The organism is Sphingobium sp. JAI105 (genome assembly GCF_015752145.1).
GTDB classification, from domain to species: domain Bacteria; phylum Pseudomonadota; class Alphaproteobacteria; order Sphingomonadales; family Sphingomonadaceae; genus Sphingobium; species Sphingobium xenophagum.
Genome location: NZ_JADOUC010000001.1, coordinates 1436256 through 1454026 on the forward strand (window position 1 = coordinate 1436256; position 17771 = coordinate 1454026).

Below are 17771 nucleotides of genomic sequence, written 5' to 3' on the forward strand. Positions count from 1 at the left end.
ATGGCAGGATCAGTACACCCGTGCCTTGGGCTTCACATATTCCGCTTCGTCGGTCATCGTATAGTCGTGGACCGGACGGTAATCGAGCGTCACCTTGCCGCCCGAACCGCCCCAGCCTTCGAACCAGCTGATGGTGTGCTTCATCCAGTTTTCGTCGTCGCGGTTGGGGAAATCCTCATGCGCGTGGGCGCCGCGCGATTCCTTGCGGGCTTCGGCGCCTTCCATCGTGCAGATGGCCTGGCTCATGAGATTGTCGAGTTCGAGCGTTTCGACAAGGTCGGTGTTCCAGATCAGCGAGCGGTCGCTGACCTTGACGTCCTGAAGCCGCTTGTTAACCGCCTGCATCCGGGTGACGCCTTCGGACAGGAGTGCGCTGTCGCGGAACACGGCGGCGTGCTTCTGCATGGTGCGCTGCATGTCGAGGCGAATGTCCGCCGTCGGCGTGCCGCCCTTGGCATTGCGATAATGGTCGAGGCGACCGAGCGCGAGATCGGCGGCGTCCGAGGGCAACGGCTTGTGCGGCGCGTTGGGCTTCAGATTGTCCTTGAGGAACAGGCCGGTAGCGCGACCGAACACGACAAGGTCGATGAGCGAGTTGGAGCCGAGGCGATTCGCGCCATGGACCGACACGCAGGCCGCTTCGCCGACCGCGAACAGGCCAGGCACGACCACTTCGGGATCATCGCCCTTCTTGGTCACGACCTGGCCATGATAGTTACAGGGGATGCCGCCCATATTGTAATGGACGGTCGGGGTCACCGGCAGCGGCTGGCGGGTCAGGTCGACGCCAGCGAAAATCTTGCCGCTTTCGGTGATGCCGGGCAGCCGTTCGGCCAGCACCTTGGGATCGATATGGTCGAGGTGCAGGAAGATATGATCCTTATGCTCGCCAACGCCGCGCCCTTCGCGCATTTCCATTGCCATCGAGCGGGACACGACGTCGCGCGACGCCAGATCCTTGGCCGAGGGCGCATAGCGTTCCATGAAACGCTCGCCTTCGGAGTTGGTGAGATACCCGCCCTCGCCGCGCGCGCCTTCGGTGATCAGCACGCCTGCGCCGTAGATGCCGGTCGGGTGGAACTGCACGAATTCCAGATCCTGAAGCGGAAGCCCTGCGCGCAGCACCATGCCGCCGCCGTCGCCGGTGCAGCTATGCGCCGAGGTCGCGGAGAAATAGGCGCGGCCATAGCCGCCGGTCGCCAGCACGACCGCATGGCTGCGGAAACGATGGATCGAGCCATCTTCCATGCACAGCGCGATCACGCCGCGGCATTCGCCATTTTCCATGATCAGGTCGATGGCGAAATATTCGATGTAGAAGTCAGCGTCATATTTCAGCGATTGCTGATAGAGCGCGTGAAGCATGGCATGGCCGGTACGGTCAGCCGCCGCGCAGGTGCGCTGCACCGGCGGGCCGGCGCCCATATTCTGCATATGGCCGCCAAAGGGACGCTGGTAGATCGTCCCGTCGTCGTTCCGGCTGAACGGCACACCGGCATGTTCCAGTTCGATGACGGCGGCTGGCGCTTCGCGCACCATATATTCGATCGCGTCCTGATCGCCCAGCCAGTCGGACCCCTTGACGGTGTCGTACATGTGCCAGGTCCAGTGATCGGGCGAATTGTTGCCAAGGCTGGCGGCGATGCCGCCCTGCGCCGCAACGGTGTGGCTGCGGGTGGGGAACAGCTTGGTGATGCAGGCGGTCTTGAGGCCCGCTTCGGCGCTGCCCATGGTCGCGCGCAGGCCCGAACCGCCCGCGCCGACAACCACGGTGTCATACACATGGTCGATGATCTTATAGGCTTGCGTCATTATTCGACGACCCCCGTGAAGGCGATCTTGGCGATCGCAAAGACGCCCGCGGCCGCGCCGCCAAAGGCATAGAAATTGAGCAGCAGGATAGAGAAGAAGGCCAGTCCCTTGTCATGGACATAATCTTCCAGCATCACCTGCATCCCAAGGCGCAGGTGCCAGAAAATGCTGACGATCATCAGCATCATCGGCACCGCGACCAGCGGGTTGGCGATCCACAGCACGACGCTTTCATAGTCGAGGCCAGGCAGGGTCAGGAGGCTGAAGATCAGCCACAGCACCAGCAGCAGATTGCCGACGGCGGTGTAGCGCTGCGCCAGCCAGTGATGCGCGCCATGCCGCGCCGACCCAAGGCCACGGACGCGGCCGATACCAGTTCCGTTACCCATCAAAAGGCCTTTCCGAAAATATAGAGCCAGACAAGGGCGGTCACGAGCACCGAAGCGACCACCACCGCGATCGACCAGCTCTTGTTGGTGCGCAGTTCATAGCCCGCGCCCATATCCAGAACGAAATGGCGCAGCCCCGAAAAGAGATGCTGGAAAAAGGCCCAGGTAATGCCGATCATCACCAGATAGCCAAAGGGCGAGGTCGCGCATGTGATGAAGGTCGCATAGGCTTCCGGACCAATCGCGGCAGCCATCAGCCACCAGACGAGGCCCAGCGCGCCAACCGTCGCAAGGCCGTTGCCGGTCACGCGGTGCAGGATGGAAATGGCCATCGCGGGGCCCCATTTCCAGATCGTCAAATGCGGCGAGAGCGGCCGGCTGTTGGTTCGCGCCATGTCTACCCTTGTCCCTGAAATGTCCCTATAAGTGCGATCCCCTTAAGAGCGAACGCGCATGAGGGCAAGCGGTGCAAAGCATGGCTGCCCCAACGATCGTATCCCGCGATCATAAGAAGTGATTAACCAAAGCGCGCTAAGGTCGGCCTGCCAAATACCATTGCACCAACAGGGGCTGTCCCATCATGTCGTCCTTCGCCGCATCACCAGACAATAGCCGGAACGGCACCGTGAGCCCGGAATTGATCTCGAAAATCGACCCGAATGACAAATTTTCCAAGGGCGCACAGGAGATTGGCCTGCTGATCAAGGACAGCCTGGCGAGCGTGGGGGACGCCTTTTTCACGACCTATATGCAAAAGACCGGGCTGCGCGAGAAACTGAGTTCCGCAGCGATCAGTGCGATCGAGAGAGAAACGCACCGCTATGTCGAGCAGAAGTTATTGCACTTCAAGGATGCGCTCTGGGCCCAGTCCGCTGCGGATTGCGTGCGCAACGCCCGCAAACATGGCGTGTCGGTGCGGTCGGTGCTCACCGCCGTTGCCGCGGCGAACGAAAAGATCATCGCCCTGATATGGGAATATAGTCGCGATGACGCGGAGCGAAGCCAGCGCCTGACGCTCGTCATGCTCCACATCGCCATGATGGACGCAGGCTTCATGACCAATGTCCTGTCGAACGATCAGGCCGATGCGCAACGTGCCGAGCGGCAGCGTTTCGGTTCCTTGTTCGAACAGCGAATCGTCGGTGAAATCGACGGCGCGACCCGATTGGGCGAATCGCTGCGCGAACAGGCCAAGGATGCATCGGCTGCAACGCGCGGGATGCTGGGCAAGGCGTCGGAAGTCGCGGCGGCGGCCGAACAATCCGCCCTGGCGATGCGTGAAGCGGCCCGCACGTCGGCCGGGCTGATCCGCGCCATCGAGGACGCCCGTACCGAGGTTGAGGGGGCAGCCGGGGTTGCCAGGCGCGCCGCGAAACAATCGGGCGATGCGGTCACCATGTCCTCCACCCTGTCCGAGCATGCCAAATCGATCGAATCGATCCTGGGCCTGATCCGCGACATTGCCGGGCAGACCAATTTGCTGGCGCTCAACGCCACGATCGAGGCGGCGCGCGCAGGCGATGCCGGACGCGGCTTTGCCGTGGTCGCGCAGGAGGTCAAAAGCCTGGCCAACCAGACGGCGCGCGCGACGGACGAGATTGCGGGCAAGATTGCCGACATCCAGGCATCGACTCGCCTGTCGGTGGAAACCAACGAACGCATCCGCGACACGGTGGGCGAAGTGCAGGCCAGCGCCGAGCGCATCCGTCATGCGATGGACGCGCAGGCGCAGACCGTCACCATGATCACCGCCGCCGTCGATGAAACGGCGTTGGCCGCCGATTCGATGTCGACCACCATTTCGGCCATCCGGCAGGATACCGAGGTCGTCGCGTCGGAAATCGACCAGCTCGAACGCGGCTTCGTCAGCGTCGAAGGCAAGCTTGCCAGCCTGCGTCACGCATCATCCGATTTCGGTCGACAGGTCGCATAAGATCGGGCTGATGCCGGGCTGCAAATAGCGCCTTTCTGCGCTTCCAGTGCTCACGTGCTTTAAGCACGCTGCGCGCTGGTTCTCGAAAGTCACTATTTTCGCTCCGGCCTGAGCCCAATCTGGCAATTGTGAGGTTCTTCCCCTCCCCTTCTCGCTCGGCTAAAGGCGGCGGCATGACCGCTGCCCAAAGTCCTGCACAAAGCTGGAAAGTCACCCTGCCCTGCACCCGTATCGAAGCCGAGGCGCTGGACGGGGAAATTGCCGCCTTTGCCCTGATGGAGCGGCCGCCAGTGCTGATGACCAGCGAGGCGGCGCCAGACGATGACAATGCCTGGCAGCTCGACGCCTATTTCGAGGGCAAGCCCAGCGCCGCCGCGATCAAGTTGCTGCGGTCGATGGTTCCCAGCGCCGCCGGAACCAAACCGCTGGTCGAGGCGCTGCCGGACGAGGATTGGGTGACGTTGAGCCAGCAGGGGCTGGAAGCGGTCACTGCCGGACGCTTCCATGTCCGCAATCTTGCCAGCGATCCGGAACAGCCGGGCCAGGTCAATATTCTGATTGCGGCCAGCCGCGCCTTTGGCACTGGCCAGCACGAAACAACGGCCGGGTGCCTGACCATGCTGGACCGGATGCGCCAGGTGGGCATGCGATTCAACAATATGGCCGACATCGGCACAGGCACGGGCCTGCTCGCCTTTGCGGCGATGAACCTGTGGCCGCGCGCCCATGCGATCGCATCCGACATTGACCCGGTCGCGGTCGAAATCAGCGCGGAAAATGCCGCGACCAACGGCGTGCCGCTAGGGGCCGGGCCTGGACGACTGGCATTGGTGACCGCCGCCGGGGCCAATCATGCAGCGATTATCGGGCGGGCGCCCTATGATCTGTTGATCGCCAACATTTTGGCCGGACCGCTGATCGAACTGGCGCCGTCGCTCTGCGCACTGGTCGAGGATGGCGGCACGATCCTGCTGGCGGGCCTGCTCGACACGCAGGTCGATGCCGTGCTGGCCGCCTATCGCGCGCAGGGCATGCGCCTGGCTGAACGGACCGACCGGGGCGACTGGCCGACGCTGCGGTTGCGCAAGCGCCCCCGCATCGGATGGAAACGGCCCAAGCGCCTGAACCCCGCCGCGCGTGGCGAAGCGCCCGGCTTTGGCAGTATCTAAGAGGAGCCCCATGACCATTACCCGCAACAGCATCGTCCATGAAGGACCGGGCGGCCTGTTCGAAAGCATGGTCGTGACCGATAGCGCCGCCAGCGCGCCGCGACCCGGCGTGCTTCTCTTCCCCAATGTGCTGGGGACCAAGGAAGCCGATTTCGCCTATGCCGAAAAGGTCGCGGCGCTGGGCTATGCCGTGCTGGTCGCCGATGTTTATGGCCAGGGCAAGCGCACCACCCGCGCCGATCCCGATGCCGCGCGCTATATGGCGGAACTGAACGCCGACCGCGCTCTGCTGCGCGACCGCCTTTTGGCCTCCCATGCGCTGCTCAAGGGGCTGGACGCGGTGGACGCAGCCCGCACCGCCACGATCGGCTTCTGCTTTGGCGGCAAATGCGTGCTGGATCTGGCGCGCGCTGGTGCGGACATAGCAGGCGGGGTCAGCTTCCACGGCGTCTATGATGCGCCGCCCTTCCCCAATGCCGCCATCCGCGCGAAACTGCTGATTTGCCACGGCTGGGACGATCCGATCGCACCGCCTGAGGCGACCGTCGCGCTGGCGCAGGAACTCACGGCGGCAGGGTGCGACTGGCAACTCCATGCCTATGGCCGCACCGGCCATGCCTTTACCGACGAGAGCGTCAACATGCCTGAAAAGGGGTTGGCGTACAGCCCCGATGCGGACCGGCGCAGTTTCCGCGCGATGGTGGATTTTCTGGGTGAACTGTTCGGATAGGGTATTGAACGGCGCGAGTGACTAGCCGCTTTCACCGCGTCGGAATCCGCCGCGCGCTGGCAAGATGATGGGCGTGGGTGATGGCGACGGCGAGCGCGTCCGCGGCGTCAGGCCCGACGATCTTCACGCCGGGCAACAGGCGCGACACCATGGCATGGACCTGATCCTTCGACGCATTGCCGACGCCGACCACGGATTTCTTGATCAGCCGCGCGGCATATTCGCCGACCTCCATGCCGGAGCGCGCGGCGTTAAGCAGGATCACGCCGCGCGCCTGTCCCAGTTTCAGGGTCGATTGCGGATTGACGTTGACGAACACCTCCTCGACCGCCGCGCCATCGGGCCGATGTTCGAGGATGAGGTCGGTCAGGGCAAGATCGAGCGCCAGCAGCCGCGTTGCCAGCGGCATCGCGCTATCCGTCTTGATCTGGCCATTGCCCAGATGCGTGAGCCGATTGCCATCGGCGGCGATCAGCCCCCAGCCGGTGGTGCCAAGGCCGGGGTCGAGACCAAGGAGGATCATTGGGATTTCCTCGCCCCTTCAGGGGAGAGGATAGCAAGGCTAGCCGACATGTCGGCTAGCCGCGCTTGGGAAGGGGAGCGATAGTCGCGGATGGCAGCGCCCCCTCTCCCAGCTTCGCCCAGGCGGCAAAGCCGCCAAGGCTGCGCAACCCTCTCCCCAAGGGGAGAGGGAAAACACATCAACCCAGTTTCTCCATGACCGCGTCGGACACTTCATAATTGCCCCAGACGGTCTGGACGTCGTCATCATCTTCCAGCGTGTCGACCAGCTTCATCAGCGTGGCGGCATTGGCCTCATCGACTTCGACGGTGGTCGTGGGTTTCCAGGCGAGCTTCGCGCCATCCGCCGGACCAAGGCTCGCTTCCAGCGCCTTGGCGACTTCGTGGAGCGCGTCCATCGCGGTCCAGATTTCATGCTCGTCCTCGTTGGACGACACGTCCTCCGCCCCCGCTTCGAGCGCGGCCTCGAAGATGGCGTCGGCGTCGCCCGCGCTGGCGGGATAGGTGATCAGGCCGACCCGGTCGAAGCCATGGCTCACCGCGCCCGATGCACCCAGATTGCCGCCATTTTTGGAAAAGGCGGTACGCACATTGGTCGCGGTGCGGTTGCGATTGTCGGTCAGCGCTTCGACGATGATGGCGATGCCTGCGGGGCCATAGCCCTCATAGCGCACTTCTTCATAATTCTCGCCACCTGCGGCATTCGCCTTGTCGACGGCGCGCTGGATATTGTCCTTGGGCATGGACTGCGCCTTGGCTGCGTTGATCGCCAGCCGCAGGCGGGGATTCATGTCCGGGTCGGGCATCCCCATCTTGGCCGCGACAGTGATTTCGCGGCTCAGCTTGGAGAACATCGAGGAGCGCTTCTTGTCCTGCGCGCCCTTGCGATGCATGATATTCTTGAATTTGGAATGGCCGGCCACGGCCTTCTCCTGACATTATCTGATGAAACACGAGCGCGCTCTCTAGCGAGCGAGGCGCGCTCGCGCAATGTTACACAAGGATGGCGGTACCAGAGGCCGACACCATCAGCATCGATCCGTTGGAGCCTATCACTTCATAGTCCAGGTCGACGCCGACGACTGCGTTGCCGCCCAGCGTCGCCGCGCGCATCCGCATTTCGCCGATCGCCTGTTCGCGCGCCCGCTGAAGCACATCTTCATAAGCGCCCGACCGGCCACCCACGATGTCCCGCACACTGGCGAACAGATCGCGGAACAGATTGGCGCCCACGATCACTTCGCCCGTGACGATGCCCAGATATTCCTTGGCGGGGCGCCCTTCCAGACGGCTGGTGGTGCTGACGATGACTTCGGACATTTCACTCTCCCTCTGATCCCGTTCGGGCCGAGCGCTTAGAACATCTGCCCTGAACGCAGTGAAAGCCCCTTGCTACGCCAGGCGCGAACGGCGGTGGAGTCCTATTCCATGCCCAGCGCGGACAGATAGGTCTGGAGGATCGCTTCCATTTCCTGCCGGTCGTGGGGCTGCATTTTCCGCAGGCGGACGATCTGGCGCATGATCTTGGGGTCGTAGCCGGTCGCCTTGGCTTCCAGATAGACGTCCTTGATGTCGTCGCCGATGCCCTTCTTCTCTTCTTCCAGCCGCTCGATCCGTTCGATCAGCAGGCGGAGCTGGTCGGCGGCGACATTGGGTTCGGTCATGGGGGAGTTTCTCCGGTAGATGTGAATCGGTTGGAGGGCGTCCTAGTGGCTGTCGGCGTTCTTCGCCACACTCTCTTTCATTCGTGCGATCTGCTGCGGCGTCGCTTCGCCCTGATAGCGGGATTTCCATTCGGCAAAGGGCATGCCGTGGATGAGTTCGCGCGCCTGATCTTTCGTCAGGCCACCATCCGCCTCCGCCACCCAGTCGGCCAGGCAATTGCGGCAGAAACCCGCCAAACCCATAAGGTCGATATTTTCGACATCGGTGCGGTGCTGCAAATGCGTCACCAGACGGCGGAAGGCGGTTGCGGCGGCGGCGTCTGTGAGTATGGTGTCGCTCATCGGCGGACCCTTTCGCTGATACATCATCCTGTCGTGCAGCACGGATAACCCATAACGACGCGCTGGCAAGACCAAGGGGGGGGGAAGCCCAACGGTCGGGCCAGCGGCGATCACGACGGTCAGGAGAATATATGTCACGACTACCGCCCCGCTCACGCAAGGTCCGTATTCTTGCGACACTTGGGCCTGCGAGCGATACGCCCGAAATGATCCGGGCGCTGTTCATTGCCGGGGCCGACGCCTTTCGCATCAATATGAGCCATGGCGCGCATGAGGATCATGCCGCGCGCATCGCCACGATCCGCGCGCTGGAAAAGGAATTTCAGCGGCCGACCACGATCCTGGGCGACCTTCAGGGGCCAAAGCTGCGCGTCGGCACGTTCGAGAAGGGGCTGGCGCTACTGGAAACCGGCGCGCCCTTCATTCTGGATCGCGACGAGACGCCGGGCGATTCGCGCCGCGTGAACCTGCCCCACCCCGAAATCTATGCCGCCCTGGTGCCGGAAACCCGGCTGTTGCTGGACGATGGCAAGATGGTGCTGCGCGTCAAGGCGATCAGCGAGGATCGCATCGATACGATCGTCGAGGTCGGCGGAACGCTGTCCAACCGCAAGGGCGTGAACGTCCCCGATGTCGTGGTGCCGGTGCCTGCGCTGACCGACAAGGACCGCCGCGACCTTAGCTTCGCGATGCAACAGGGGTGCGACTGGATCGCCTTGAGCTTCGTGCAGCGGCCGGAGGATCTGGCCGAAGCGCGCAAGCTGATGGGCGGATATGGGTCGTTGATGGCCAAGATCGAAAAGCCGTCAGCCGTGCAGCGGCTGGAGGAGATTATCGAGATGGCCGATGGCGTGATGGTCGCACGCGGCGATCTGGGCGTCGAACTGCCGCCTTATGATGTACCGCCGCTGCAAAAGCAGATCGTCGCGACGGCGCGCCGCATGGGTCGCCCGGTGGTGGTCGCGACCCAGATGCTGGAATCGATGATCAAGTCCCCCTCCCCCACGCGCGCGGAAGTGTCGGACGTGGCGACGGCGGTCTATGATGGTGCGGACGCCGTCATGCTGTCCGCCGAAACCGCAGCGGGCGACTGGCCGGTCGAGGCGGTCGCGATGATGGATTCGATCGCCCACAGCGTGGAGCGCGATCCGGGCTATCTGGCGCGACTGCATTTTACCGAGACGCTGCCCGATCCGACCACCGCCGACGCGCTGGCCGAGGCCACCGGCAATATCGTGAATGTCGTGGGCGCGAGCGCGATCACCTGCTTCACATCGTCGGGCAGCACGGTGCGGCGCGTGGCGCGCGAACGCCCGTCCGCGCCGATCCTGGCGCTGACGCCGCGCACCGATACGGCGCGCAAGCTGGGCCTGACCTGGGGCGTCCATGCCATCCGCACCAAGGATATCGGCAATTTCGAGGAGATGATCGGCAAGGCCCGGCGCATGGCGCTGCGTCACGACATGGCCGAAAAGGGCGGAAAGATCGTCGTACTGGCCGGTGTCCCGTTCGGCACGCCGGGATCGACCAATGTGCTGCACGTCGCGGCAGTACGGGGGGACGAACTGAAGGGCCGCGATTATTAAATCGCCACCACCTCCGGCAAGATCGCGTCGAGCAGCAACATGCCGGCGGGCGCGACTTGCAGGCGGGTGCCGGTCAGGCGGATGAGGCCAAGGTCGGTCAACTGGTCGATGGCGCGTTCATCGACCAGATGGCCAAGGCCAACGCCCGACAGCGCCGCAATCCGGGCGAGATCAACCCCCTCGCCCAGCCGCAGCCCCATGAGCAGCGCTTCCCGCGCCCGTTCCTCGCCCGCCAGCGGCTGTTCCAGCTGAAGCCCGTGGCCATTGCGGTTGACGGCGCCGATCCAGTTTTCCGGCTTCTTGTGACGCTGCGTCGCCATGGCGCCGCGCCGCCCATGCGCGCCAGGACCAATGCCGACATAATCGCCGTAGCGCCAGTAAGTGAGGTTATGGCGACTCTCCTGCCCGGCGCGGGCATGATTGCTGATTTCATAGGCGGGAATGCCCGCCGCGCCGGTCATCGCGGCGGTCATTTCATAGAGAGTCGCGCCATGATCCGGGTCGGCGGGCCTCATCCTGCCCTGTGCAACCAAGGTGGCAAAGCGGGTGCCGGGTTCGATCGTCAGTTGATAGAGCGAGAGATGCCCGGTGCCGAACGACAGGGCGCGCGCCAGTTCCGCCTGCCATTGCGCTTCGCTCTGGTCGGGCCGGGCGTAGATCAGGTCGAAGCTCACCCGGTCGAACACCGATTGGGCGGTGTCGAGTGCGGCCAGCCCTTCGGCAACGTCATGGGCGCGGCCCAGAAAATGGAGCGCGTCATTGTCGAGCGCCTGCAGGCCCAGCGAGACGCGGTTGACCCCGGCGGCGGCGAGATCGGCAAAGCGCGCCGCCTCGACCGAGTTGGGATTGGCCTCCAGCGTGATCTCGACTTGCGGGGTAAAGCCCCAATGGCGTCCCGCCGCCGCGATCAGGTCCGCCACCAGCGCTGGCGGCATCAGCGAGGGCGTGCCGCCGCCAAAGAAGATCGAGGAAAGCGGTCGCCCGCCGGTCAACGCAGCCTCATGCCCCATGTCGGCGAGCAGAGCGGCGCGCCAGGCATCCACATCTATGCCTTCGCGGACATGACTGTTAAAATCGCAATAGGGACATTTCGATACGCAAAAGGGCCAATGAATATATAAGGCCAGAGCGTCGGCGGGGGCCGGCGCCGATGGGGATGCAGAGTCGGGGGGAATGAGGGCCATGGCTGGGGGCAGCCCTAATCTGTTTTTGCGTGCCGGGCTATGGGCGGCGTTGCTGATTGCGACGGGTGCGCAGGCAGCGTCCGACAGCGCGCCGGGGAGCAAGGCGGTGATCGCAGCGCCGGTCAATGTGCCGACCGGCGTAGTCATGCCGGCGGCCTATTATGGGATGGAGGAAGCGCCGAGGGGCGAGCCGCTGCTGCGGGCCGTGATGATCGACGCGCATAATGGCGAACGGGCGCTGGTTGGCGTTCCGCCGCTGGAATGGGACGAGGCGCTGGCGGCGGACGCTGCGCGCTATGCCGCCGACATGGCGCAGAGCGGGGCGTTTCGCCACAGCCCGCGGGGTAGCCGGACGATACCGAGCGGCGAAAATCTGTGGATGGGACCACGCCGCCTTTATGGCTATGGCGTCATGGTCGGCGCTTTTCTGGATGAGAAAAAACTGTTCCGGATCGAAGGCAAATTGCCTGACCTGAGCACCAGCGGGCGCTGGCAGGATGTCGGCCATTATACGCAGATGATCTGGCGCGGCACGCGCAAGGTGGGCTGCGCGCTGGGTGAAGGGGCGAATTACGAATATCTGGTGTGCCGCTATTTCCCCGCCGGCAATGCGTTCGGGAAAGGCCCGCTGGACGAGGAAGCAGCCCCGGTGGAACTGGCCAGCGGTGGGCAGTGATCCTCCCCGGCGCGGGGAGGAACCGGGTCAGAACACTGCCGCCACCAGCTGTCTGAATGCGTCGGCGCGATGGCTCATGGCGTGCTTGGCGTCCGGGTCCATTTCGCCGAAGCTGATGTCGAAGCCGAGCGGCTGGAACATGGCGTCATAGCCAAAGCCATTGGCTCCGCGCGGCGGCCAGACCAGCGTGCCGTCGACCCGCCCCTCAAACGCTTCGACATGACCATCGGGCCAGGCAAGGGCCAGGGCGCAGATGAAATGGGCGTCATGGCCGGCTTCCGGGCCTTTGGCCTGCACGCCATCCCATACTTTCTGCATGGCGAGGGCGAAGTCCTTGTCCGGTCCCGCCCAGCGCGCCGAAAATAGCCCCGGATCGCCACCCAGCGCCTCGACGCACAAGCCGCTATCGTCGGCCAGCGCAGGCAGGCCGGACAGGTCGGCGGCCTGCAATGCCTTCAGTTCCGCATTGGCAATGAAGGTCGTGCCGGTTTCTTCCGGTTCGGGCAGGTCGAGCGAGGCGGCCGAGACCGGATCGATACCATAGGGGCCGAGCAGCGCGGCGATTTCACGCACCTTGCCCGCATTGTGACTGGCGATCACCAGCTTGCCGGGGGCGAGCTTGCGGATTGCCTGTTCCTGTCCGAATTGGTCGGTCATTATTCCACCTCTTTCCGTTCGTTTCGAGCGCATTCGATAAACGCAAAAGTCGCGCTATCGGCTTCTCTACTTCGCTCGAAGCGAACGGATAATTGTGATTACCGCCCCGTCGCGGCATCCTGCGCGGCGAAGATCTTGGCGCAGCCGATCCGGGCGAGGCGCAGCAGACGCAGCAACTCTTCCTCGTCATAGGCTGCGCCTTCGGCGGTCGCCTGCACTTCGGCGAATTTGCCGTCGCCGGTCAGGATCAGGTTCGCGTCCGTCTCGGCATTGCTGTCCTCGGCATAGTCGAGGTCGAGGACCGGCGTGCCTTCATAGATGCCGCAGCTGATCGCCGCGACCTTCTGGATAATCGGGTCTTCCTTGAGCGCGCCGGACGCCAGCAGCTTGTCCACCGCAATGCGCAGCGCGACCCACGATCCGGAGATCGCCGCCGTGCGGGTGCCGCCATCGGCCTGGATCACGTCGCAATCGACCACGATCTGGCGTTCGCCCAGCTTCTTCATGTCCACGACGGTGCGCAGCGAGCGACCGATGAGGCGCTGGATTTCCTGCGTGCGGCCCGATTGCTTGCCTTTGGCCGCTTCGCGGCTGCCACGGGTGTGAGTGGCGCGCGGCAACATGCCATATTCGGCCGTGACCCAGCCCGACCCCTTGCCCCGCAGGAAGGGCGGCACTTTTTCTTCCACCGACGCGGTGCACAAGACGCGAGTGTCGCCGAAACTGATGAGGCAGCTTCCTTCGGCATGGATGGTGAAGCCGGGCTCCATGATGATATCGCGCATCTGGTCGGGCGCGCGGCCGGAAGGACGCATATTCTTTCTCCAAATCGATCAGGAGACGGCGCTTAGCGTCCGACAGCGTTTCTTGCCAGTGCCATGCGCGCAATTAGGCGATAAGAGGGGCCATGATGACCAGAATGATAATAGCCGCGACGGTGATGCTGTTGGCGGGATGCGCCACAGCCGACACTGAACTCGACACACCGCGCGCCGCTGGAGACACGATCCGCTTTACCGCCGGGCGCTGCTTTGGTGCCTGCCCCGCCTATAGCGTGCAGGTGACGCCCGATGGATCGGGCCTGCTGGAGCCGGACAAGTTCACGGCCGTGCCGGGGCCGACGCGCTTCACCGTGACCCCGGCGCAATATCGCCAATTGCGCCTGGCGCTGGCCCCGTACAAGCCGCTGGTCGGCACCGAAAGGCGGATCGCCCATGGCGAGAATTGCGCCCGCTTTGCGACCGACATGCCCAGCTATCGCATCGAATGGACGCGCGGCGAGGCCAAGCCGACGCGGCTCGACTATCAGTCGGGATGCCTGGACGCGCGCTATGCGAAGCTGCGCACGACGATTGGCGGCATTCCCAAATTGCTGGGGATCGAACCGATGCTGAAAGCCAAAATTGCCCAATAGGGCTGGCCGCCACGCAGGCGTTGAGCCTGAAGGCAATCCATCCTACATTTTGCCGATGACGCCAACGACACCCATTACCGAATTGAACGAGCGCGCCCGCGACGTTTTTCGCCTGGTGGTGGAAAGCTATCTGGGCACTGGTCTGCCGGTCGCATCGCGCACGCTCAGCAAGATCGCATCGCTCAGCCTGTCCCCTGCATCGATCCGCAACGTGATGCAGGATCTGGAGGAACTGGGGCTGCTGGCCGCGCCGCATACGTCGGCGGGGCGGATGCCGACCGAAACGGGGCTGCGGCTGTTCGTCGACGGGATGATGCAGGCGGCGTTGCCGTCGGCAGAGGAACGGCGCGCGATCGAGGCGGGGCTGGCCGAGGGCGGGCCGATCGAGGAAGCGCTGTCCGCCGCCACCGCTGCGCTGTCGGGCCTGTCGGCCTGTGCGGGCATTGTCATGGTGCCAAAGCGCGAACCGATCTTGCGCCAGTTCGGCTTCGTGCCGCTGAACGACCGGCAGGCGCTGGCCGTGCTGGTCGGGCAGGATGGGTCGGTTGAAAATCGCGTGCTGGACCTGCCGCCCGGCGTGTCCCCCTCCATGCTCAATGAAGCGGCCAATTTCATGTCAGCGCGCTTTGCCGGGCTGACGCTGCGGCAGGCGGGCGACAGGCTGGCGCTGGAAATGGAGAGCGAACGCAGCGCGCTCGACGGCGCGGCGCGGGAACTGGTGGAACGCGGCGTCGCCATCTGGTCGCATGACGCCGATGACAGGCCAGTGCTGATCGTGCGGGGGCAGGCCCATCTGATCGACGACGGCACGGCGGCCGACCTAGAGCGGGTGCGGCAATTGCTGGAGCAGCTGGAAGGCAAGCAGGAAATATCCCGCCTGCTGGAAAGCGCATTGGCGAGCAGCGCGACCAAAATCTTCATCGGATCGGAAAACAAGCTCTTTTCCCTGTCGGGTTCTTCGGTCATAGCCGCCCCCTATCGTGGCGCGGACGGCCGGGTGGTCGGCGTGGTCGGCGTGATCGGCCCCACGCGCTTGAACTATGCACGGGTGATCCCCATGGTGGATTTCACCGCACAAACGCTTTCGAGATTGATGAGATGAGCGAAGATAATCTGAACGTCGAAAATACCGAAGTCGTGGACCAGTTGCCGGAGGATGCACCCGTGGCAGATGCCAATGCAGAGCGTATCGCCGCGCTGGAAGCGGAACTGGCGACTGCGAAGCAGGACATTCTCTATGCCCATGCCGATACGCAGAATGTGCGCCGTCGGCTGGAAAAGGAACTGACCGACACCCGCGCCTATGCCGCGACCAATTTTGCCCGCGACATTTTGTCGGTCGCCGACAATCTGAGCCGCGCCCTTGCCGCCATTCCGGCGGAACTGCGCGAGGATGAGAAGTTCAAGGGGCTGGTCGTCGGGCTGGAAGCCACGGGCCGCGAACTGGAAGCGGTGTTCGGCCGCAACGGCATATCCAAGGTCGAGTCGGTCGGCCAGCCACTCGACCCCAACAAGCATCAGGCGATGATGGAAGTCCCGTCCGCCGATGCCGCGCCCGGCACGATCCTGGTCGAAATGCAGGCGGGCTATATGATCAAGGACAGGCTGTTGCGCCCGGCCATGGTCAGCGTGGCAAAAGCGCCGGACTAAGATATGCACGCCCCTTCCGTTCGCGGGAGGGGCATGAAAAGTGGCCGGGGGGGGGGGCACAGATTAAAGGATACCCCATTGCGCCACGACCTGAACCTCACCACCGATCGTCCCACCTTCGTCACCCATCTGGAATGTTCGCTGACGGGCGAGCGCTACGCAGCGGACCAGTTGCATGGTCTGTCGGCGGCGGGAAAGCCGCTGCTGGTCCGTTATGATCTGGACGGGGTGCGGGCGGCGCTGACCAAGGATGTCCTGGCGCAGCGGCCGATGGATTTGTGGCGCTGGCGCGAATTGCTGCCGGTGCGCAACACCAGCAACATCGTCAGCCTGGGCGAAAATGCCACGCCCCTGGTCGCCCTGCCGCGTACTGCCGCGCGATTGGGTGGCACGCATCTGATCGCCAAGGATGAGGGCCGCCTGCCGACTGCATCGTTCAAGGCCCGCGGGCTGGTGATGGCGGTTTCGATGGCGAAAGAGCTGGGCGTGACCCAGATCGCGATGCCCACCAACGGCAATGCCGGCGCAGCACTGGCTGCCTATGCCGCTGTCGCCGGGATGGAAGCGATCATCTTTTGCCCGGATGACACGCCGGAAATCAACGTGCGCGAAATCGCGGCGCAGGGTGCGCGCGTCTATCGCGTCAACGGGCTGATCGACGATTGCGGCGCGATCGTCGGGCAAGGGGCGAAGGAGCGTGGCTGGTTCGATTTTTCGACGCTGAAGGAGCCCTACCGGATCGAGGGCAAGAAAACGATGGGGCTGGAGCTGGCCGAGCAGCTGGGCTGGGAATTGCCCGACGCAATCTTCTATCCCACTGGCGGCGGCACCGGGCTGATCGGCATGTGGAAGGCGTTTGATGAGCTGGAGCAGATTGGCTTTATCGGGTCTAAACGCCCCAAAATGTTCGCGGTGCAAGCGGAAGGCTGTGCGCCGATGGTCCGCGCTTTCGATGCGGGCGTGGAATTTGCCGAACGGTGGGAGGATGCCCACACCATCGCGATGGGCATTCGCGTGCCGCGCGCGGTCGGCGACTTCCTGATCCTGCGGGCCGTACGGGAAAGCGGTGGCGCGGCGCTGGCGGTGTCGGATGCCGCGATCATGGCAGCGGTGCGCGACGTGGCGCGGGACGATGGCCTGCTGCTTTGCCCGGAAGGCGGGGCGACGCTGGCCGCCTACAGCCGCGCATTGGACGAAGGGCTGATCGGACGCAAGGATCGCGCGGTACTGTTCAATTGCGCCAGCGGGCTTAAATATCCGCTGGAGGATCATTCGCGTCGGCTCGACCGGCATAGGGCCATCGACTTCGCTGCTCTCTGACAGTCATCCACAAAAGATATATCTTAACGCTTGACGCTAGATGTTTTTACGATATATCTCAGTGCATCTTGAAACGCACTGAAAGACAAATGATGCATTTCCATTACACATATGACGGCCGGGGCGGTCGTCACCATGAGCATGGCCAGCGCGGCCATCGGCGCTTTGCCGGCCCTGAAGGCTTTGGTCGGGGCGGTTTCGGGCGGGGCGACGGTCCCCGTGGGAGCGGGCCATTGGGCGGCGGCGGACGCGGCGGTGGTCGGCGACGCTTGTTCGACAATGACGCGCTCAAGCTGATCCTGCTCAAGCTGATCGCTGACATGCCGCGCCATGGCTATGACCTGATCCGGGAGATTGAAAGCCTGTCGGGCGAGGTCTATGCGCCCAGCCCCGGCGTCGTCTATCCCACGCTGACGCTGCTGGCCGACATGGGCCTGATCGCCGAGCAGCCGGGACAGGGCAGCCGCAAGCTGTTTGCGATTACCGACGAAGGCACGGCCTATCTGGACGAGCATAAGGCCGGGCTGACGCTGGTGATGGAGCGAATCGCGTCGCTGGCGCAAAAAGCCGAACGCACCGACAGCGCCCCCGTCCGCCGGGCCATGCACAATCTGCGCATGGCGATACAGGGCCGGCTGGAAAAGGAAGGGGCCGACGCCCAGACCATGTTCGACGTCGCGTCCCTGATCGACGAAGCCGCCACCAAAATCGAAAGGCTCTGAC

Annotated in this window: 21 protein-coding genes; 10 read left to right on the forward strand and 11 right to left on the reverse strand. The window is 64.0% G+C overall.

All coding sequences use genetic code 11. The features are described 5' to 3' along the window. Window positions 1-9: 9 nt before the first annotated feature. The 3 genes from sdhA to sdhC are packed head-to-tail and all read right to left on the reverse strand — an operon-like array spanning window position 10 to window position 2596. Window positions 10-1812, reverse strand: coding sequence for a succinate dehydrogenase flavoprotein subunit (gene sdhA, locus IWY39_RS06765; RefSeq protein WP_017180895.1), 1803 nt, complete (start codon window positions 1810-1812; stop codon window positions 10-12). Continuing rightward, window positions 1812-2201, reverse strand: a complete 390-nt coding sequence (sdhD, locus tag IWY39_RS06770; protein ID WP_017180896.1) for a succinate dehydrogenase, hydrophobic membrane anchor protein — start codon at window positions 2199-2201, stop codon at window positions 1812-1814. Before sdhD ends, sdhA begins: the two co-directional genes overlap by 1 nt. After that, window positions 2201-2596, reverse strand: a complete 396-nt coding sequence (gene sdhC, locus IWY39_RS06775; protein ID WP_017180897.1) for a succinate dehydrogenase, cytochrome b556 subunit — start codon at window positions 2594-2596, stop codon at window positions 2201-2203. The genes sdhD and sdhC overlap by 1 nt, the downstream gene beginning before the upstream one ends. 185 nt (window positions 2597-2781) lie before the next feature. On the opposite strand from sdhC, the gene IWY39_RS06780 reads away from it, so the two are divergent. The 3 genes from IWY39_RS06780 (at window position 2782) to IWY39_RS06790 (ending at window position 6033) form a co-directional block, all read left to right on the forward strand. Beyond that, window positions 2782-4134, forward strand: coding sequence for a methyl-accepting chemotaxis protein (locus IWY39_RS06780; RefSeq protein ID WP_107124190.1), 1353 nt, complete (start codon window positions 2782-2784; stop codon window positions 4132-4134). 173 nt (window positions 4135-4307) lie between these two features. After that, the gene (locus IWY39_RS06785; RefSeq protein ID WP_017181381.1) at window positions 4308-5303 is read left to right on the forward strand and encodes a 50S ribosomal protein L11 methyltransferase; all 996 of its coding nucleotides are present in this window, start codon (window positions 4308-4310) and stop codon (window positions 5301-5303) included. Between the two features lie 10 nt (window positions 5304-5313). Continuing rightward, window positions 5314-6033: a dienelactone hydrolase family protein gene (locus tag IWY39_RS06790; RefSeq protein ID WP_107124191.1), complete on the forward strand. Its 720-nt coding sequence runs from the start codon at window positions 5314-5316 to the stop codon at window positions 6031-6033. Window positions 6034-6064: 31 nt separating this feature from the next. Here IWY39_RS06790 and ruvC read toward each other — a convergent pair whose 3' ends face one another. The 5 genes from ruvC to IWY39_RS06815 form a co-directional block, all read right to left on the reverse strand. Beyond that, on the reverse strand, window positions 6065-6556 hold the full coding sequence (gene ruvC, locus IWY39_RS06795) for a crossover junction endodeoxyribonuclease RuvC (RefSeq protein WP_017181383.1): 492 nt from the start codon (window positions 6554-6556) through the stop codon (window positions 6065-6067). Window positions 6557-6734: 178 nt separating this feature from the next. After that, window positions 6735-7478, reverse strand: a complete 744-nt coding sequence (locus IWY39_RS06800; protein ID WP_107124192.1) for a YebC/PmpR family DNA-binding transcriptional regulator — start codon at window positions 7476-7478, stop codon at window positions 6735-6737. A gap of 70 nt (window positions 7479-7548) precedes the next feature. Beyond that, window positions 7549-7875 (reverse strand): heavy metal-binding domain-containing protein, encoded by a 327-nt coding sequence (locus IWY39_RS06805; RefSeq protein ID WP_017181385.1) that lies wholly within the window; start codon window positions 7873-7875, stop codon window positions 7549-7551. A gap of 101 nt (window positions 7876-7976) precedes the next feature. After that, the gene (locus IWY39_RS06810; RefSeq protein WP_006956223.1) at window positions 7977-8219 is read right to left on the reverse strand and encodes a DUF2312 domain-containing protein; all 243 of its coding nucleotides are present in this window, start codon (window positions 8217-8219) and stop codon (window positions 7977-7979) included. Between the two features lie 42 nt (window positions 8220-8261). After that, entirely contained in the window at window positions 8262-8561 is a 300-nt protein-coding gene (locus IWY39_RS06815) for a DUF1244 domain-containing protein (RefSeq protein ID WP_026149399.1), read from the reverse strand. Window positions 8562-8692: 131 nt separating this feature from the next. Here IWY39_RS06815 and pyk point away from each other — a divergent pair, with 131 nt between their 5' ends. Continuing rightward, a complete protein-coding gene (pyk, locus tag IWY39_RS06820; RefSeq protein ID WP_026002091.1) occupies window positions 8693-10147 on the forward strand; it encodes a pyruvate kinase in 1455 nt (484 codons plus the stop codon). Here pyk and hemW read toward each other — a convergent pair. Then, window positions 10144-11331 carry a radical SAM family heme chaperone HemW gene (gene hemW / locus IWY39_RS06825; RefSeq protein ID WP_107124193.1) on the reverse strand — a complete coding sequence of 396 codons (1188 nt, stop codon included), beginning with the start codon at window positions 11329-11331 and terminating at the stop codon, window positions 10144-10146. The two genes, pyk and hemW, sit on opposite strands and share 4 nt — an antisense overlap. Here hemW and IWY39_RS06830 point away from each other — a divergent pair. Further along, window positions 11330-12007, forward strand: coding sequence for a CAP domain-containing protein (locus tag IWY39_RS06830; RefSeq protein ID WP_107124194.1), 678 nt, complete (start codon window positions 11330-11332; stop codon window positions 12005-12007). The genes hemW and IWY39_RS06830 overlap by 2 nt on opposite strands. 27 nt (window positions 12008-12034) lie before the next feature. On the opposite strand, the gene rdgB is transcribed toward IWY39_RS06830, so the two are convergent. Then, entirely contained in the window at window positions 12035-12664 is a 630-nt protein-coding gene (gene rdgB / locus IWY39_RS06835; RefSeq protein ID WP_107124195.1) for an RdgB/HAM1 family non-canonical purine NTP pyrophosphatase, read from the reverse strand. 98 nt (window positions 12665-12762) lie between these two features. Next, entirely contained in the window at window positions 12763-13479 is a 717-nt protein-coding gene (rph, locus tag IWY39_RS06840) for a ribonuclease PH (RefSeq protein ID WP_017181391.1), read from the reverse strand. Window positions 13480-13571: 92 nt separating this feature from the next. Between rph and IWY39_RS06845 the strand changes: the two genes are divergently transcribed. From IWY39_RS06845 to IWY39_RS06865, 5 genes are all read left to right on the forward strand, one after another. Beyond that, entirely contained in the window at window positions 13572-14078 is a 507-nt protein-coding gene (locus tag IWY39_RS06845) for a DUF6438 domain-containing protein (protein ID WP_107124196.1), read from the forward strand. A 55-nt stretch (window positions 14079-14133) separates the two neighbouring features. Beyond that, window positions 14134-15180, forward strand: coding sequence for a heat-inducible transcriptional repressor HrcA (gene hrcA / locus IWY39_RS06850; protein WP_019051609.1), 1047 nt, complete (start codon window positions 14134-14136; stop codon window positions 15178-15180). Next, on the forward strand, window positions 15177-15728 hold the full coding sequence (gene grpE, locus IWY39_RS06855; RefSeq protein ID WP_017181394.1) for a nucleotide exchange factor GrpE: 552 nt from the start codon (window positions 15177-15179) through the stop codon (window positions 15726-15728). The genes hrcA and grpE overlap by 4 nt, the downstream gene beginning before the upstream one ends. Window positions 15729-15806: 78 nt before the next feature. Further along, window positions 15807-17048, forward strand: coding sequence for a threonine synthase (locus IWY39_RS06860; protein ID WP_107124197.1), 1242 nt, complete (start codon window positions 15807-15809; stop codon window positions 17046-17048). 89 nt (window positions 17049-17137) lie between these two features. Then, window positions 17138-17770 carry a PadR family transcriptional regulator gene (locus IWY39_RS06865; RefSeq protein WP_017181396.1) on the forward strand — a complete coding sequence of 211 codons (633 nt, stop codon included), beginning with the start codon at window positions 17138-17140 and terminating at the stop codon, window positions 17768-17770. Window position 17771 lies beyond the last annotated feature (1 nt).

Bases quoted from the DNA above. Each gene is read 5' to 3' on its own strand.
- sdhA (WP_017180895.1), bottom strand. From the start codon at position 1,812: ATGACGCAAGCCTATAAGATCATCGACCATGTGTATGACACCGTGGTT.
- sdhD (WP_017180896.1), bottom strand. From the start codon at position 2,201: ATGGGTAACGGAACTGGTATCGGCCGCGTCCGTGGCCTTGGGTCGGCG.
- sdhC (WP_017180897.1), bottom strand. From the start codon at position 2,596: ATGGCGCGAACCAACAGCCGGCCGCTCTCGCCGCATTTGACGATCTGG.
- IWY39_RS06780 (WP_107124190.1), top strand. From the start codon at position 2,782: ATGTCGTCCTTCGCCGCATCACCAGACAATAGCCGGAACGGCACCGTG.
- IWY39_RS06785 (WP_017181381.1), top strand. From the start codon at position 4,308: ATGACCGCTGCCCAAAGTCCTGCACAAAGCTGGAAAGTCACCCTGCCC.
- IWY39_RS06790 (WP_107124191.1), top strand. From the start codon at position 5,314: ATGACCATTACCCGCAACAGCATCGTCCATGAAGGACCGGGCGGCCTG.
- ruvC (WP_017181383.1), bottom strand. From the start codon at position 6,556: ATGATCCTCCTTGGTCTCGACCCCGGCCTTGGCACCACCGGCTGGGGG.
- IWY39_RS06805 (WP_017181385.1), bottom strand. From the start codon at position 7,875: ATGTCCGAAGTCATCGTCAGCACCACCAGCCGTCTGGAAGGGCGCCCC.
- IWY39_RS06810 (WP_006956223.1), bottom strand. From the start codon at position 8,219: ATGACCGAACCCAATGTCGCCGCCGACCAGCTCCGCCTGCTGATCGAA.
- IWY39_RS06815 (WP_026149399.1), bottom strand. From the start codon at position 8,561: ATGAGCGACACCATACTCACAGACGCCGCCGCCGCAACCGCCTTCCGC.
- pyk (WP_026002091.1), top strand. From the start codon at position 8,693: ATGTCACGACTACCGCCCCGCTCACGCAAGGTCCGTATTCTTGCGACA.
- IWY39_RS06830 (WP_107124194.1), top strand. From the start codon at position 11,330: ATGGCTGGGGGCAGCCCTAATCTGTTTTTGCGTGCCGGGCTATGGGCG.
- hemW (WP_107124193.1), bottom strand. From the start codon at position 11,331: ATGGCCCTCATTCCCCCCGACTCTGCATCCCCATCGGCGCCGGCCCCC.
- rdgB (WP_107124195.1), bottom strand. From the start codon at position 12,664: ATGACCGACCAATTCGGACAGGAACAGGCAATCCGCAAGCTCGCCCCC.
- rph (WP_017181391.1), bottom strand. From the start codon at position 13,479: ATGCGTCCTTCCGGCCGCGCGCCCGACCAGATGCGCGATATCATCATG.
- IWY39_RS06845 (WP_107124196.1), top strand. From the start codon at position 13,572: ATGATGACCAGAATGATAATAGCCGCGACGGTGATGCTGTTGGCGGGA.
- hrcA (WP_019051609.1), top strand. From the start codon at position 14,134: ATGACGCCAACGACACCCATTACCGAATTGAACGAGCGCGCCCGCGAC.
- grpE (WP_017181394.1), top strand. From the start codon at position 15,177: ATGAGCGAAGATAATCTGAACGTCGAAAATACCGAAGTCGTGGACCAG.
- IWY39_RS06865 (WP_017181396.1), top strand. From the start codon at position 17,138: ATGATGCATTTCCATTACACATATGACGGCCGGGGCGGTCGTCACCAT.